General features: G+C 64.8%; 13 protein-coding genes and 1 pseudogene. 9 read left to right on the top strand and 5 right to left on the bottom strand.

Annotation, left to right across the window (positions count from 1 at the left end):
* Positions 1–266 precede the first annotated feature (266 nt).
* Genes YUA_RS0134730 through YUA_RS0134720 form a run of 3 tightly spaced genes read right to left on the bottom strand, consistent with a single transcriptional unit; the run spans position 267 to position 1,761 of the window.
* On the bottom strand, positions 267–728 hold the full coding sequence (locus YUA_RS0134730) for a hypothetical protein (RefSeq protein ID WP_027534807.1): 462 nt from the start codon (positions 726–728) through the stop codon (positions 267–269).
* Between the two features lie 14 nt (positions 729–742).
* Positions 743–1,168 (bottom strand): universal stress protein, encoded by a 426-nt coding sequence (locus YUA_RS0134725; RefSeq protein ID WP_027534806.1) that lies wholly within the window; start codon positions 1,166–1,168, stop codon positions 743–745.
* Positions 1,169–1,224: 56 nt separating this feature from the next.
* Positions 1,225–1,761, bottom strand: a complete 537-nt coding sequence (locus tag YUA_RS0134720) for a histidine phosphatase family protein (protein ID WP_027534805.1) — start codon at positions 1,759–1,761, stop codon at positions 1,225–1,227.
* Between the two features lie 92 nt (positions 1,762–1,853).
* Here YUA_RS0134720 and YUA_RS0134715 point away from each other — a divergent pair, with 92 nt between their 5' ends.
* From YUA_RS0134715 to YUA_RS0134675, 9 genes and pseudogenes are all read left to right on the top strand, one after another.
* Complete coding sequence (locus YUA_RS0134715) at positions 1,854–3,311, top strand: FAD-binding oxidoreductase (RefSeq protein ID WP_027534804.1); 1,458 nt, start codon at positions 1,854–1,856, stop codon at positions 3,309–3,311.
* A 95-nt stretch (positions 3,312–3,406) separates the two neighbouring features.
* Positions 3,407–3,907: a peptide-methionine (R)-S-oxide reductase MsrB gene (msrB, locus tag YUA_RS0134710; protein ID WP_027534803.1), complete on the top strand. Its 501-nt coding sequence runs from the start codon at positions 3,407–3,409 to the stop codon at positions 3,905–3,907.
* A gap of 178 nt (positions 3,908–4,085) precedes the next feature.
* On the top strand, positions 4,086–6,371 hold the full coding sequence (locus YUA_RS0134705; RefSeq protein ID WP_027534802.1) for a flagellar hook-basal body complex protein: 2,286 nt from the start codon (positions 4,086–4,088) through the stop codon (positions 6,369–6,371).
* Between the two features lie 35 nt (positions 6,372–6,406).
* Complete coding sequence (flgK, locus tag YUA_RS0134700; protein ID WP_027534801.1) at positions 6,407–8,287, top strand: flagellar hook-associated protein FlgK; 1,881 nt, start codon at positions 6,407–6,409, stop codon at positions 8,285–8,287.
* Between the two features lie 18 nt (positions 8,288–8,305).
* Positions 8,306–10,225 carry a flagellar protein gene (locus tag YUA_RS0134695; protein WP_027534800.1) on the top strand — a complete coding sequence of 640 codons (1,920 nt, stop codon included), beginning with the start codon at positions 8,306–8,308 and terminating at the stop codon, positions 10,223–10,225.
* A 73-nt stretch (positions 10,226–10,298) separates the two neighbouring features.
* Positions 10,299–11,087 carry a hypothetical protein gene (locus tag YUA_RS0134690; protein WP_027534799.1) on the top strand — a complete coding sequence of 263 codons (789 nt, stop codon included), beginning with the start codon at positions 10,299–10,301 and terminating at the stop codon, positions 11,085–11,087.
* A 10-nt stretch (positions 11,088–11,097) separates the two neighbouring features.
* Positions 11,098–12,701 (top strand): annotated as a pseudogene (locus YUA_RS45970) (hypothetical protein).
* 16 nt (positions 12,702–12,717) lie between these two features.
* On the top strand, positions 12,718–13,953 hold the full coding sequence (locus YUA_RS0134680; protein WP_027534798.1) for a RimK family alpha-L-glutamate ligase: 1,236 nt from the start codon (positions 12,718–12,720) through the stop codon (positions 13,951–13,953).
* The gene (locus YUA_RS0134675; protein WP_027534797.1) at positions 13,950–15,446 is read left to right on the top strand and encodes an aspartate aminotransferase family protein; all 1,497 of its coding nucleotides are present in this window, start codon (positions 13,950–13,952) and stop codon (positions 15,444–15,446) included. The genes YUA_RS0134680 and YUA_RS0134675 overlap by 4 nt, the downstream gene beginning before the upstream one ends.
* 78 nt (positions 15,447–15,524) lie before the next feature.
* Here the strand turns inward: YUA_RS0134675 and flbT are convergent, their stop codons facing one another.
* Positions 15,525–15,962 (bottom strand): flagellar biosynthesis repressor FlbT, encoded by a 438-nt coding sequence (gene flbT, locus YUA_RS0134670; RefSeq protein WP_027534796.1) that lies wholly within the window; start codon positions 15,960–15,962, stop codon positions 15,525–15,527.
* Positions 15,963–16,010: 48 nt separating this feature from the next.
* On the bottom strand, positions 16,011–16,160 hold the full coding sequence (locus YUA_RS50495) for a hypothetical protein (protein WP_156947466.1): 150 nt from the start codon (positions 16,158–16,160) through the stop codon (positions 16,011–16,013).
* Positions 16,161–16,233 lie beyond the last annotated feature (73 nt).

Below are 16,233 nucleotides of genomic sequence, written 5' to 3'. Positions count from 1 at the left end.
CGAGCAGGCGACGATTCCCCCCTCAGGACCACGTTCCGCCCCGTCAGTCCCGGTACCTCGCTTACCCGACGATTATCGACCGAGAGGCTCCGCCCACGCGGCCTGAACGCCACGTCCCGAACTCGATCGCAACCATGCGCGCCCGATTGATCCGCATGCTCATTAAAACCTTGCCGCGATGTCCATGCTGTGGCATCGGCGCAGCATCCAATGGACGACGACGCCCATGACGCAGTAAGACTAACCCGCCCTACGAGACCGGAGCGTCAAGCCAATGCGACCTGGGCCCACACGCCGCCATAAGCTCGATCGTCCTCGGACTGGTCGGGCTTCCGGCGGGGCCGCATCGGAGCGCCACGTTGGCGCCGATGCCTGACATCGAGGCGCTGCAAGTGCGCGACGACGCTGCCGGTGAGCGATGCGACGCGCGCCGCCGCCTGCTTGACGATGAACAGGATCGTCGTGACGCGACTCAGCACGCCGAGCAGGAACAGCACCGAGAAGATGTCGATATAGGCAAGGAAATCGCCGATCAGCATCAGCTCCGGCGGAATCGGGATGCTGTGATAGTAGGCCCAGATCAGGATGACGACGGGGATGAAGGCGATGACCTTCCGCACCGTCAGCCTGTCCAGCAGCGCGGCCAGTTGCACGACCAGCACCTCCCACAGCGCATCGCCGACTGCGAGCGGGACCTCGTAGGACCATCTCCGCCACCATTGCTTCACGACATTGCTCCGAGCTAATGCCTGACCACCAGCACCGAGCACTTGGCATAGCGCACCACGTGCCCGGCATTGGAACCGAGGAAATAGGTGCGCATCGCAGGCCTATGCGAGGTCATCACGATCAGATCGGCCTTCATGTGCGCGGCTTCCTCCAGGATCTCGTGATAGATGCCGCCCTGCCGCACCACGCTGGAGATGTGGGACGGCTCGATCCCGGATTCGCGCGCGACGATGGCGAGCGCCTCTTCCGAGGTCTGGCGCTGCTGTTCGTCGAAGTCGGCCGGGACGTATTCGGCGAGCATCACCGGCGTCATCGGCAGCACGTTGAGCAGCCGGACCGATCCGCTCCAGTTCTGCGACAGCGTCGTCGCGGTCGCGATCGCCGGTTTGGCCAGATCGGTGTCGGCGAGGTCGATGGGCACGAGAATGGACTTGAACATCTGCGCCTCCCTAGTGACCAAGCTGCGTCAACCGGTCGAGACGGCACCCGCGCGTCTCATCGCAGTCGAAGCAACTTGGGGCTGACGAACAGCACCAGCTTGCCGTGGCGGTAAGCCACGTCACCCCAATCCTTGACGTCAAATTCCAGGATCGCAAGCCCCGCGGTAGGCAGATTGTGGGCGAGCGCCTTGGAGGCTGCCGGATCGCCGCTGCCCATCAGCATCAGGGCGGCCTCGTGCATACCCGGATTGTGCCCGACCAGCAGCAAGTGCTTGGGATTGGCCGCGACGGTTGCAGTGCGAACGGTTTCGAGGATCTGCGCGGGATCGGCACCATAGAGTTCCGGCAGGATCTCGACCTCAGGCGCTGCGACGCGGTCCTTCATCGCCTGCCAGGCGATGTCCCAGGTCTGCCGGGCGCGGACGGCGTGCGACACCAGCACGGCATCGGGAGCGGGCCGATGGGTGGCGATCCAGTCACCCATCTCGGCGGCGTCCCTCTGGCCGCGGTCGGCGAGCCGACGGTCCCGGTCGCGGCCGCTCGGCGCGTCGGTCTCGGTCTTGGCGTGACGCAGCAGCATCAAACGGCGCATGGCATTCTCGAATCGATCCACGTCCAGAATAATCTACAGGCGCCGGTTGAGGACAAGGTGACAAGCGCCCGTTCATTCCTTTAAGAAACGACATGAGCGAGACTTTCACAAGCGTGTCCCAGGAAGAAGCCGGCTTTCGTGAACGTGCCCGGCTGTCGTTCGATCTCGACGCCGACATTTGCGTGATCGGGGCAGGGCTTGCCGGCCTTTCCATTGCGCTCGAGGCAGCCCGGCTCGGGGCCAGCGTCGCGGTGCTCGAGGGCCGCCATATTGGCTGGAACGCCTCGGGCAACCAGCTCGGCACCGTGATGCCGGGCTTTGCGTTGCCGCTCACCGCGTTGATCGAGCGCATCGGCTTCGAGGACGCCAGTGAGTTGTGGACGCTCTCGAAGGAGGGCGCCGAGTTCGTCCGTGCTAATGCCAACGAAGAGAACATGCCAGGCATCGGCCTCACTGACGGCGCGCTGGAGGTCTCCAACGTCGATGCCGGCGACCGGCTGATCAGCCGGCTCCAGATGCTGAACGAGGATTTCGACACGGAGGCCGAGGGCTGGCAGGTCGATCGCGTCCGCGAGACGTTGAAGACCGATCGTTACTTCCACGGCGTGTACTACCCGAAGGCGTTCCAGGTCGACGGCCGCAAATATGTGCTCGGCCTGGCCGCGATGGCGCGGCGGGCCGGTGCCCGCATCTTCGAGGATACGCCGGTCGTCAGCATCGATCATTCCGGCATCCGCAAGCGCATCGTGACGCCGTCGGCACGGCTGCGTGCCACCCACATCGTGCTTGCCGGCAACATCCATCTCGGCGCGCCGTTGCGACGCCTGTCGGAAACGCTGCTGCCGGTCTGGCGTTATGCCGGCATCACCGCGCCGCTCGGCGAGCGCGTGCACGAGATCATCGGCTTCAAGGGATCGGTGATGGATTCCGACGGCGTCGATCATTTCCGCATCGTCGATGGCGACCGCCTGATGTGGGAGAGCCCGGAGACCACCTGGGCCGCACGGCCGGACCGCTTTGCAGGAAGCGTCAGGCGGCGGATCCGGTCGATCTTCCCAGAGCTCGGCAATGTCGAGATCACCGAGACGTTCGGCGGCGCCACCGGACAGACCGTGCACGGCATGCCGCAGATCGGCCAGTTGCGCAAAGGCCTGTGGGTGGCGAGCGGGTTCGGCCGCCAGGGCATGAACACCTCGGCCATGGCCGGGCAGCTGATCGCGCGCAGCATCCTGTGGGGCGACGAGCGCTGGAAGCTGTTCTCGCCGTTCGAGCTGGTCTGGGCAGGCGGCACCACCGGGCGGGTCGCGGGCCAGTTGGTCGGCATCTGGGGCAGGGCGAGTTCCGCCGCGGCGGGGTCGCTTGCCCGCTACCGCGAGCGGTCACGGGTCAAGGACAAGGAACGCGAGGCACGGCTGGCCGAAGCAAACCGGGCCGCCGGCACCGGTCCGCGCCGTCCGCCGCCTGGGGTTCGGCCGCGGGTGGCCCCGGCGCCGCGGCCGCCAGCGACGGAGGAGGCGGAACCCGCCTCCCAGGAGCAGGGCGTCCAATAAGTCCAATAAGAAGAGAAAAATGCCGCTCGGAAGTGTAACGTCAGCCGTTAGAGCCCGTATCTCAGGGCGTGGACTTTCTGCGCACGGAGAATGAGATGTTTGACCGCCGCATCCTGTTGACGACCGTCGCCGGCCTGTTTGGCCTTTCGGCCTTCCGCTGGCTGAGAGCAACGCCTGCTGAGGCCGCCGAGAAGTTCGAGATCGAGAAGACGGATGCAGAATGGCGCGCCCAGCTGACGCCGCAGCAATATGAGATCCTGCGCAAGGAGGGGACCGAACGGCCGGGCACGAGCCCGCTTCTGAAGGAGCATCGCAAGGGCACCTTCGCCTGCGCCGGTTGCGACCTGCCGGTGTTCGCGTCGGAGACCAAATTCGAGAGCGGTACGGGTTGGCCGAGCTTCTACCAGCCGATCGAGGGCAACGTCGGCAAGACCGAGGATCGCACCTTCGGCATGGTGCGCACCGAGGTGCACTGCCGGCGCTGCGGTGGCCATCTCGGCCACGTCTTCGACGACGGTCCGAAGCCGACCGGATTGCGCTATTGCATCGACGGTTTCGGGCTGGTCTTCCACCCCGCGACACCATCCGCAACATAGGTTTGGTCCCGGCAATTGTTGCCGGCCCGGCAATTGTGCCCCGGTCATCCGACCGGGGCCCTTCTATTTAAGTCATTGATTTTCTGAGAATACCCGCATTGGCATAGGCCTTGCGACGTCTCCTCCGACTGCGGCCACGGGTCTGCCGGCCGCCGAGATCGGATTTGGAGACAAAGTTATGGGTATCTTCGATGCAATGAACACCTCGGTGGGTGGTCTGCAGGCGCAGTCCTACGCGCTTCAGAACATTTCCGGCAACATCGCGAACTCATCCACCACCGGTTACAAGGGCATCGGGACCTCGTTCCAAGATCTCATCCCTGACGCGTCCGTGCCGAGCAAGCAGGTTGCCGGCGGCGTCACCGCGCATGCGCAGGCGACCATCACCACCCAGGGCACGATCTCGTCCTCCAGCGTCGCCACCAACATGGCGATCACCGGCGACGGCTTTTTCTCGGTGCAGAAGGCGAGCGGTGTCGTCGACAACGTGCCGGTGTTCGACGGCGTCAACTACTACACCCGTCGCGGCGACTTCCAGGTCAATTCCAACGGCAACCTCGTCAACGGCGCCGGCTACTATCTGATGGGTGTCACGGTCGACCCGAAGACCGGCAACCCGACCGGCAGCGTGCCGACGGTGCTGCAATTCCAGAACAACTTCGTCCCGGCGCAGGCGACGACCTCGATCCAGTACGCGGCGAACCTGCCGTCCGTGCCGAACACGGTGGCGAGCACGACTGCGGCGAGCAAGACGCTGCTCGCGGCCGGCGGCCTTAACCCGTCCGATTTCGCAGCCAGCCCGCTTATCGTGGGCACGCCGCCGCCGCCCTTTGTCAGTGTGGGCGTCCCGGGCGCGGCTGCCACCGGCAATCTCCGCTCCGCCTATACCGCGACGACCGCCACGGGCTCGGTGGCATTGATGGATAGCTCTTCAGCCGCGGCCTCTAGCGGTACGTCGCTCGATTCCGGCTTCACCCCGCATCTGAACACCACGCTGCTGACCAGCCTGGCCAACACCCAGATGACGATCAATGGCACGGTGATCAAGTTCGATCCCGCCGTCTCAGGTGTGACGACCGGCAATCCCACGACAATCGGTCTGCAGGCGGGCACTGGCGCAAAGATGTCCGACATCCTGAATGCGATCGTGACGGCGGCAGGCGGCGCGCCCGCTACCGCGTCGATGACGTCCGCCGGCAACATCCAGATCACAACCAACACCACCAGCGATATTACGGTTTCCGGCGCCGCGGCCGGTCTGCTCGGTATCAGCAGCGTGACGCGCGGCGGCAATGTGCTGTCTACGCCCGCGATCACCTCCGGAACGTTGTTGGGCGGCGCCGCGACGCCCGGCGGCTCGGAAGTCCTCTCATCGGGATTCCAGGCGGGATCGTCGGGTCCGCCCGTCGTCAACCCCGATACGATCACGGTGAACGGTCAGACGCTGACCTTCATGGCTTCGGGCGCGTCCGGTGCAAACCAGATCAACATCACCGATGACATCACCACACTGCTAAACAAGATCGACGTTCTGAGCGGCGCCGGGGCAGGCTCCTCCTCGATCTCCAACGGCGTCATCACGCTGCAAACCGGTACCGCCAACCCCCAGCTGAACGTGACGAGCTCCAACAGCAACGCTTTCGCCGCGCTCGGCTTCACCTCGACGGTCCAGAAGAACCGCGGCGGCGGTGGCACTTCCGGTACGGGCGGCGTGATCGGCAATGACATAGCGACCTTCACCAAGGAATCGATCAGTGGCGGCGCGGTGACAGCCTACAACGCGGCCGGCACCCCGGTGAACCTGCAGTTGCGCTGGGCCAAGACCGACAGTGCCTCGCTCGGCAACGGTCATGCCGACACATGGAATTTGTTCTACCAGACCGACCCGAATGCGACCGGCACGGGGGTCGGCTGGGTGAACGCGGGACAGGCCTTTACTTTCGCAGCTGACGGCTCGCTCACCTCACCGGCAGGTTCGGGCATCACTCTTAGCAACGTCACGGTCAGCGGCCAATCGCTGGGCTCGGTCGCCCTCAACCTCTCTTCGGGCGCCCTGACGCAATATGCGAGCAACAGTGGCGCGGTGACCATCAACACCATCACGCAGAACGGCTATGCCGCGGGTCAGCTCCGCTCCGTCGCCGTCAACAACAACGGGCTCGTGGTCGGCACCTTCTCCAACGGTCAGAACCTCGACCTCGCCCAAGTGACGCTGTCGCACTTCAACGGCACCAACTACCTCAAGGCGATGGACGGCGGCGCCTATGCCGTGACCGACCAGTCGGGTCCGGCGATTGCCGGTGCCTCGGGCACCATCAGCGGCTCGTCGCTGGAGGGATCCAACACCGACATCGCCGACGAATTCACCAAGCTGATCGTGACCCAGCAGGCCTATTCGGCCAACACCAAGGTGATCACGACGGCGAACTCGATGGTGCAGGACCTCCTGAACGTGTTGCGCTGATCGGCGCGTAACGTAACCAAAGGCGGCTAGTCAAGATGGGTTTGAGTTCAGCCCTTGCCAGTGCGATGAGCGGCCTGCGTGCCAACCAGGCCGCGCTGTCGATCGTCTCGTCGAACGTCGCAAACTCGCAGACGCCGGGTTACGTCGCCCAGACGCCGAACCAGATCGAAGTCACCACCGGCGATTTCGGCTCGACGGCGAAGACAACCGGCGTCAGCCGCGCCATCGACAGCTATGTGCAGAACCAGCTGCGCACCGAGACCGGCGGCAGCGGCTATGCCGACCAGATGGCCAACATTCTGAAGCAGCTTCAGAATGTCTACGGTACGCCGGGCAACAGCGGCACGCTCGAAACCGCGCTGAACAATTTCACCTCTTCGCTCCAGGCGCTGTCGACAAGCGCGGGCTCATCATCGGCGCAGACGGTCGCGCTCGGTGCCGCGCAGGCGTTGGCGACGCAGCTCAACGTCACCACGAAAGGCATCCAGTCGCTGCGCTCCAATGTCGAGCAGGATCTCGGCACCTCGGCGCAAGCCGCCAACGCGGCGCTGAACCAGATTGCCGACATCAACACCAAGCTCCAGGGCCTGGCCTCGACCGATCCGTCCGCGGCAACCCTGATGGACCAGCGCGACCAGGCCATCAACTCGCTGTCGAAATATGTCGACGTCCGCGTCACCACCGACGGATCGAACCAGGCCAACATCTACACCACGACGGGCATCCAGCTGGTCGGCGCGGGACTGGCCTCGCAATTCTCGTTCGCGTCTGCTGGCGCGTTGGGTGCGACGTCGCTCTACAACGTCGACCCGGCCAAGTCGGGCGTCGGTGCGCTCACTATCAAGCTGCCGAACGGTTCCTCCATCGACGTCGCCGGCAATAACGTGGTCTCCTCCGGCCAGATCGCGGCCGATCTGAAGCTGCGCGACCAGACGTTGGTGCAGGCGCAGAACCAGGTCGACCAGCTCGCCGCGACGATGTCGAGCGCACTGTCGGACAAGACCACGGCGGGCACCACCGTCTCCGGTCCGCCCGCCGGCTTCGACATCGATCTCGCCGGCGCGCAGCCCGGCAACACCGTCAACATCACCTATACCGACTCCACCAACACGCAGCGCCAGATCACGCTGGTGAACGTGACCGATCCGGCGGCGCTGCCGCTTCAGAACGCCACGAACGCCAATCCGATGCAGATCGGCGTCAATTTTTCCAACGGCATGGGGGCGATCGCCGCCGCGCTCAACACCGCGCTATCAGGCTCGCACCTGTCGTTCTCCGCGGCACCGTCGCCGGCGACCGCGACGACGCTGCGGGTCACGGATGACAACAGCGGCCTCGCCAAGATCACTTCGGCGTCAAGCACCAAGACGGTCTCCTCGCTGACCTCGGGCGGTCCGCAGCTGCCGCTGTTCACCGACGGCGGCCAGGCGCTCTATACCGGCGCGATCACGGCTTCGGGCTCGCAGATGACCGGCCTTGCCGGCCGCATCGCCGTGAACACGCAGCTCACCACCGACCCGACCAGGCTGTCGATCTACAGCACCTCGCCGGTGACGCCCACGGGCGACACCACGCGGTCGGATTATCTCTACTCGCAGCTCACCAATGCGGTGTACTCCTATTCGCCGCAGACCGGTCTTGGCTCGGCAAGCCAGCCGTTCACCGGCAGCGTCTCGAATTACCTCCAGCAATTCCTGAGCGTGCAGGCCAACGCGTCGACCCAGGCGACCGCGCTCCAGCAGGGCCAGAGCGTCGTGGTCTCGACGCTCCAGGCCAAGTTCAACTCGACCTCCAGCGTCAATCTGGACTCGGAGATGTCGAACCTGATCCAGCTTCAGAATGCCTATGCCGCCAACGCCCATGTGATGTCGGTGGTGCAGAGCATGATGAATACGTTGCTCCAGGCTCAAGGGTAATCAGTAGGGCTCTGAAACATGTCGATCAGCAGCATCAATTACGGTTCGTCGGTCCTCGGCGCGCAGGTCCGTAACATCAACCAGCAGCTCACCGACCTGTCGACGCAGCTCTCGACCGGCAAGCTGTCGCAGAACTATTCCGGCATGGGGACCAACGAAGGCTTTGCGATCGCCTCGCGCGCGCAGCTTTCGAACATCGCCGCCTATACCGACACGATCACCAACGTCAACGTCAACATCAACCTCGCCAATACCGCGCTGCAGTCGCTGACGACGATTCGCAACACGGTACAGACGGGCTCGGCCACCAGCTCACAGGATCTCAACGTCAACGGCCTGACGGTGGCGCAGAACACGGCGGCCGCGCAGTTCGGCTCGATGGTCGGCGTCCTCAACACGCAGTCGGGCAACCGCTATCTGTTCTCCGGCACCGCCTACAACACGCAGTCGGTCGCCAACGCCGGCGACATCATCAACGGCACCACAACGCAGGCGGGCCTGAAAACCGTCATGGCCGAACGTCAGGCAGCCGACCTCGGTGCCAACGGCATGGGGCGGCTGGTGCTGGCGACGCCACAGCCGACGCCGAGCTCGGTGAAGGTGTCCGAGGACGTCGCGGGATCACCGTTCGGTCTGAAGATCTCCGCGGTGTCCTCGACGCTGACCGGCGCGACGGTCACGGGCCCGAGCGGATCGCCGGTGTCGTTCTCGGTCGATCTCAACGGCATCAACCCGAAGAACGGCGACAAGCTCAGCGTGCAGTTCGCGCTGCCTGATGGTTCGACCGAGCAGATCGACCTGACTGCGTCCAGCGCGACGCCGACGCCGGTCGGCTGCTTCGCGATCGATCCCGGCAATCCCAATGTCGTTCCGGTGGTTCCACCCGACCCGAACATCACGGCGTCGAACCTCAACACCGCGCTGAACACCGCGATCAAGAAGCTCGCCAACACCTCGCTGGTGGCGGCATCGGCCGTCGCCGCCGGCGACAATTTCTTCAACACCGATGGCTCGGTAATCGGCGCTAACAAGACCAACCAGGCGAGCCCTGCGGCACCGATCAGCAGCACCACCGCGCTATCGGGCACGGCGCCATCGGACTCGATCGCGCCGGGCTTCTCTGTCGGTGACACCATCACCGTCAACGGCACCACGCTGAGTTTCGTCGCGTCGGGCGCGACCGGCAACCAGCTCAACGTCGGCGACAACGTGCAGGCCCTGATGAGCAAGATTGACGCCATCACGGGGACCTCGAGGCCGTCGACCATCCGGGTCGGCTCGATCACGATCAACACTGACGACGCGGCGAGTCTGAGTATCTCGGGCTCGAGCCCTGGCGCGACCGCCGCGCTCGGCGCGCTCGGCTTCAGCTCAACCCCGATCACCGCCACGCAGCCGCCGCTGCGCGTCGGCTCTTCGCCCGCGAGTTCGGCAACAACGCTGGTGAACGGCTCGGCCACGACCGTGAAATGGTACACCGGCAATGACGGGCCGGGCTCGGCACGCTCGACCGCGGTGGCGCGGGTCGACGATTCCGTCACGGTGCAATATGGCGCGCAGGCCGACGAGGACGCGATCCGCAAGCAATTGCAGGCAGTCGCCGTGTACGGCACGTTCTCGACCTCGCCGACCGGGCAATATTCGGGCGCGACGGTCGCGGCGCTGAGCCAGCGCACTACGCAGGCGCTGACCCCGCAGCCCGGGCAGCAGAAGATCGAGGACATCCAGACCGACATCGCGATGGCCCAGAACACGATGAAGGACGCGAGCACGCGCCAGACCCAGGCCAAGGCGCAGCTTCAGAACATCGTCGACCAGGCGGAGTCGGCGTCGCCCGACCAGGTCGCGAGCGAAATCCTGTCGCTCCAGAACGCGCTGCAGGCGTCCTACCAGACGACCGCCAACCTCGCGCAGCTCTCGTTGGTCAAGTTCCTGTAACGGCGCATTAAGGCGCCGTTAACCATGCCTCTTTACCTCTTGGTGAGGATTTGAGCGGGGCGCGGAGCCGTCGATGTCTGACAAGATGCAACTGGTGGTGGCCACGCCGTGCTTCGGCGGGCAGGTGTCGAGCATTTACGCGAGCTCGATCTTCGCACTCCAGCGCGCCGTGCATGGCATGTCCAATCTCGGGCTCAAGGTGCTGTTGCGCGACGGTGACGCGCTGATCACGCGTGCGCGGGCCAATCTGGTTGCGATGTTCCTGGACGACCCGGACGCGACGCATTTCCTTTTCATCGATGCCGACATCGGCTTCAAGCCCGAGCAGGTGTTCCGGCTGATCGAATGCGGCGCCGACGTCGTCGCGGGCTGCTATCCGATCAAGCGGGTCAATTGGGACAAGGCGACCCGTGCGATCAAGGCCGGGCGGGCCGATGTGACGGCGGCCTCGCTCGACTACGTGCTCGAGATCGAGGATCCCGATCGCATCGTGGTGGTCAACGGTTTTACCCGCGTGCGCTATGCCGGCACCGGTTTCCTGATGATCCGCCGCCAGGCGCTGGAGGCGATGTGCCGCCATCCGGACTATGCCAATCTGCAATTCTTCCGCGAACATTCCCACGACACTCTTGTCGCGAGCCCGAACCGGTTCGCGCTGTTCGAGTGCATGATCGATCCGGCGACCGGCACCTATCTCTCCGAGGACTTCGCCTTCTGCAAGCGCTGGACTGATATCGGCGGCGAGATCTGGGCCGATATCCAGAGCTCGCTCGACCATGTCGGTCCCTCCGTGTTTCACGGCGATATCGCCTCGCAATTCGCAGCCGCGCCCGCGCCCGCGGCGGCGGCCGACGCGGCGTGAGCCTGTCGGGATGAGCATCGGCGCATCCCGCCCGTCAGACCTCGAGCGAGCGTCCGAGCGCGGCTCGCGCTATCGCCTGCGCGATCTGTTCACGCCGCTGGATACGCTGCTCGTCTCCGGCGGCGACCAGCGGCTGGCGCTCGACGCGAAAGAGCGCGTCAACGCCTATGGCTGTGCGGCCTCGCCCGAACCCGAGATCTGGAGTTTCGCCTCGTCGACGGCATCGACGATCTCGCAGGCCGCCTATGACCGCGCCGCGCTGGCGCGCGAGGAACTGGTCCACAAATCGCTGTTCGACGAGGTCGAGATCGCCTTCGACCGGCGCTGCGAGGATCTGCGGGACGAATTGCGTGGGCACTTTCAGCTCTCGCCGCGCATTGATGTCGTGTTCTCGCCGTCGGGCACGGATTCACAGCTCCATGCCTTGTTTCTGGCCCGAGCCGTGCTCGGTGCGCCGCCGGTGACCATCGTGGTCGGGGCTGATCAGACCGGTAGCGGCACGACGCATACCGCGCGCGGGCACCATTTCAGCACGATGACGGCGAGCGGCATTGCGGTGCGCAAGGACGCTGCGATTGCGGGCCTCGCCGGCGACAGCATCGCGGTGCCGCTGCGCGACGCCACCTCGGGCCTCGCGATGCGCGCCGACGCGGATGCCGAGGTCATGCGAGCAATCGAGAACAGCCTCGCGCAAGGCCGGCGCGTTTTGTTGCACATTATGGATTCGTCAAAGCTCGGCTGGCGCGCGCCGAGCGCCGCCTGTCTCGATGAGATCGCGCGGCGCTGGCCACGCAAGGTTCAGGTCGTCGTCGATGCCTGTCAGGCGCGGCTCGGTCGCCGCCGGCTACGCTCTTATCTCGACCGCGGCTACATGGTGCTGATCACCGGTTCGAAGTTCTTCGGCGGGCCTGCCTTCAGCGGCGCGCTGCTGGTGCCGAAGGGCCTGTCGCGCGCGCTCGACCGGATTGAAGGGATCGCACCGGGCTTCTTCGATTATGTCGGCCGCTGCGACTGGCCGATGGCGTGGACGGCGCTGCGCTCGCGCTTTGAACGTCGTCCGAATTTCGGCCAATGGCTGCGCTGGGAAGCCGCGCTGGCCGAGATCGGCAACTACTACGCCGTACCCGGGGCATTCCGCGCCAAGGCGCTGGCCGAACTCGCTGATGGCATCGACAGCATGATCGCCCTGTCGCCGTCGCTGCGCGCCGTACCGGCAGCCTTCGACAAGGCGGATGCGGATGACGAGGAATTCGCCAACGCACGATCTTTCCATTCACGCTGCTTCGTAACGGCAAGCCGGTGTCCATCGCCGACACCAGCGCTGTCCATCGCGCGCTGGCGCGCGACATGAACAATGACATCAGCGGCAGCGCGGCGGACCGGCAGGTTGCCGCGCAACGCTGTCTCGTTGGCCAGCCGGTTCGGCTGGAGCAACCGGACGGCGCGCCACAGGCTGCGCTGCGGCTGTGCGTCAGCGCGCGGCTCGTCACCGACGCCTGGTCGGCCGACAGCGCGCAAGCGCAACGCAATGTGCAGCACATCCTCGATCGCATCGCCCACGTCCTGGTGAAGACCGAGCTGCTGCTTGACCATACCGCCGCTGTGCCGGCGTAGCCCTTATAGGTGTGAGATGTTGCATCCGCTTGCCGCGCCGAACTATGCCGACCGTATCGGCTTTGCGCATTTGACGCGCCAGGCCTTCGAGGGCGTCGATCTGCACCCGTTGCGTGAGCGGCTGCTGGCGCGGATCGCGGAGGGGACGGCGCAGGCGGGCGAGGGCCTGGATCTGTCCCTGATTGCCCAGCTTCAGGGCGAGAAGGAAGCCGGACTGGTGATCCAGTCCGAGGTGCTCTCCTTCCATCAGTTGTTTCGCACGCCCTCTGCAGCGCCGAAGCCGGGGTTGCGCGTGCTTGCGCTTGCGGCCGACATCGACATGGGTGGCAACACACCGATCGAATTCCTGCTTGAAGGCTCCGATATCGAGCTCCTGACGCTCTATGTGACCAAGGCAACCGGCCTTCCGGAAACGCTGCCTGATCACGACGTCGCCATCGTGGTCGCATCCGATTCCGAGGAATGCCGCGAAGCGCTGGCGTTGATCGAAAAGGCCGCGCCGCGCTGGCCGCGGCCGCTGCTCAATCGTCCTGAACTGATCGGCAATCTCGATCGCGACAAGCTGTATCGGTTGCTGGCGGATATCCCCGGTCTCGATATTCCCGTGACCGCCAACGCGACCCGTGCGCAATTGACGGCGCTCTCGGAGGGGCGGATCGCTTGCGCGGAGATCACGGGCGAATTGCACTTTCCGCTGATCGTACGGCCGCGCGGCACGCATGCCGGCGTCGGGCTTGCGAAGGTCGATGATGCTTCCGCGCTCGCGGCCTATCTTGCCGAACGGCAGGAGCAGAACTTCTTCGTCGCGCGCTTCGTCAACTACGCGAACCCCGACGGTCTCTTTCGCAAAATTCGGCTCACCATGGTCGACGGCAAGCCTTACGCATGCCACATGGCGATCGCCGATCGCTGGGACATCTGGTATCTCAACGCCTACATGGCGTTCAGCGAAGAGAAGCGTGCTGAAGAGGCCATCTTCATGCAAGATTTCGACAACGCCTTCGCAGCGCGCCACAAGAATGCGCTCGGTGAAATGAGCCGGCGCGTCGGCCTCGATTATTTCATCGTCGATTGCGCCGAGAATCAGAACGGCGAGCTTCTGGTGTTCGAAGCCGACAACACCGCCGTCGTGCACAACATGGATTCGCCCGTCGTGTTTCCGTACAAGCCGCCGCAGATGCGCAAGATCTTTGCCGCGTTCACCGCGATGCTGTCGCGGCATGCAAAGGCAAGCGTAGGGAGTGCCGCATGAACGAGATCATCCGCAACACGCAGGCCTCGTTCACGAACGGATCGCTCGATCCGCAGGACTGGAGCGAGTTTCGCGCACTCGCCCATCGTATGCTGGATGAAGCGATCGACGGCATCGCCAATGTCCGCGCGCGTCCGGTCTGGCAGCCGATCCCCGACGCGGTTCGCGCGGCGGTTCGAACCGACGTGCCGCGCGAGGCAACCGATCTCGCCGAAGTCTATCGCGAATTCTCCGAGCACGTCGCGCCTTACGCGACCGGCAATATTCATCCCGGCTTCATGGGCTGGGTGCATGGCGGCGGCACCGCCGTCGGCATGGTCGCGGAGATGCTTGCAGCGGGCCTCAATGCCAATCTCGGCGGACGCGATCATATGCCGATCGAGGTCGAGCGCCAGATCGTCGAGTGGATGCGCGGCTTGTTCGGCTTTCCGCAGGGCGCGAGTGGCATCTTCGTCACGGGCACGTCGATGGCCAATCTGATGGCGGTTCTGGTTGCGCGCACGAGCGCGCTCGGCGCGCTGGCGCGGCAGCACGGCATCGGCAATGACGGCACGCTGCTCACGGCCTATGCGTCGAAGGCCGCGCATGGCTGCATCTCGAGGGCGATGGACATCGCGGGGCTCGGCACCGATGCGTTGCGCAAGATCGACGTCGATGCCGATCATCGCATCGATGTCGCCGCGCTGCGTGCGCAGATCGCGATCGATCGCGAGGTCGGCTTCAGGCCGTTCCTGGTCACGGCGTCGGCCGGTACTGTCGACATCGGCGCGATCGACGATCTCAGGGCGCTCGCGGATCTGTGCCGCGAGGAGGGCATCTGGTTTCATGTCGACGGCGCCTTCGGAGCGCTCGCGATCCTCTCGCCCGAGCTCGCGCCGCTGCTCGAGGGCATCGAGCTCGCGGATTCGATCGCGCTCGACTTCCACAAATGGGGGCAGGTGCCCTATGATGCCGGCTTCCTGCTGGTGCGCGACGGCGAGCGGCATCGGCAGGCCTTTGCGCAGCCGGCGGCCTATCTCAGCCGCGAGGCGAGGGGGCTGGCGGCCGGCACTGTCTGGCCGTGCGATCTCGGTCCGGATCTGTCGCGTGGTTTCCGCGCGCTGAAGACGTGGTTCACGCTGAAGACATTTGGTACCGACCGGCTGGGTGCGGTGATCGCGCGCAGCTGCGCGCTCGCCAGATATCTCGAGGCGCGCGTGCTCGCCGAGCCCCGGCTCGAGCTGCTTGCGCCGGTCAATCTCAACATCGTCTGCTTCCGCTACCGCGCCGGCGATGCAATCAATCGCGAGATCGTCGCCGATGTCCAGGAGTCCGGCATTGCCGCACCGTCAAGCACGATTCTGGACGGCAAGTTCGCGATCCGTGCCGCGATCGTCAATCATCGCACCGCGGAGACGGATATCGACGCGCTGGTGTCGGCCGTGCTGGAGTTTGGCGCGCGGCGATGCGGCGGAGTGATCGAGATCGAGGCGCCGCCGCTCGCGGCGCAGTGACACCAAAAACCCAGAAAATGACAACGCCCCGGACCTGGTCCGAGGCGTTTTTGCGTCAGATGTGCGAAGTGGTAGTGGTCAGGCTGCCGAACTGACGTTGTCCTTGACCTCGTCCTTGGGATGGGTGGCCTCGAACTGCTGCCGCAGCTTGTCCTCATAGGCGATCAGCTTGCGTGCATCCTTCAGCGCCCGGTAGAGATCGCCGCTCATGATGTTGTTATTGATGCCTTCGATGATCGTCCAGGCGCTCGGCACGGCGGTGACGATGTCGCGCACAAGATTGAAATAGGTGCCGTGCTGGGTCTGCGGGTCGGGCGAGATGTACATCAGTTGTACCGCCAGATAGACGAGCTTGGCCGGTGTATTGGCGGTCTCCGGCGTGAGGATGTCGCGCTCGCGCAGGATCGGCACGTTCTCGCCGTCAATCAGAAGGCGGGCGCGCTGGTCGGTGTTGGTGATGACGCAGTTACCGACGATGATGCGTTCGTGCGGTTTGAGCTCGACCTTGAGAGCCATGCCTGTTCTCCATCAACCCTTTTGTAACCGAGTGGCACGCGCGTCCAGTCAATGGCGGCTGCCGGCTCTGATTTGGGTCCAATCCTTGCCGAATGCGGTTAACGGATCGTAAACAGAAACCTTGGCGCGAAAAAGCCAAATGATGTCAATGCCGTGCGCGATGGCAACGGCGAGGTTCGGAAGTTCACCGGAGAGCATTTTGCGCGCAACGCGGACAAACCCGAGGTTTCATTTCACGGATTGTTAGAGGCTTGGACGCAACCGTCCGCCG

The sequence above is a fragment of the Bradyrhizobium sp. WSM3983 genome (assembly GCF_000473045.1).
Classification (GTDB): Bacteria; Pseudomonadota; Alphaproteobacteria; order Rhizobiales; family Xanthobacteraceae; genus Bradyrhizobium.
The sequence above is the reverse complement of the archived record's forward strand: the minus strand, read 5'-3'. Positions and strand labels throughout refer to the sequence as shown.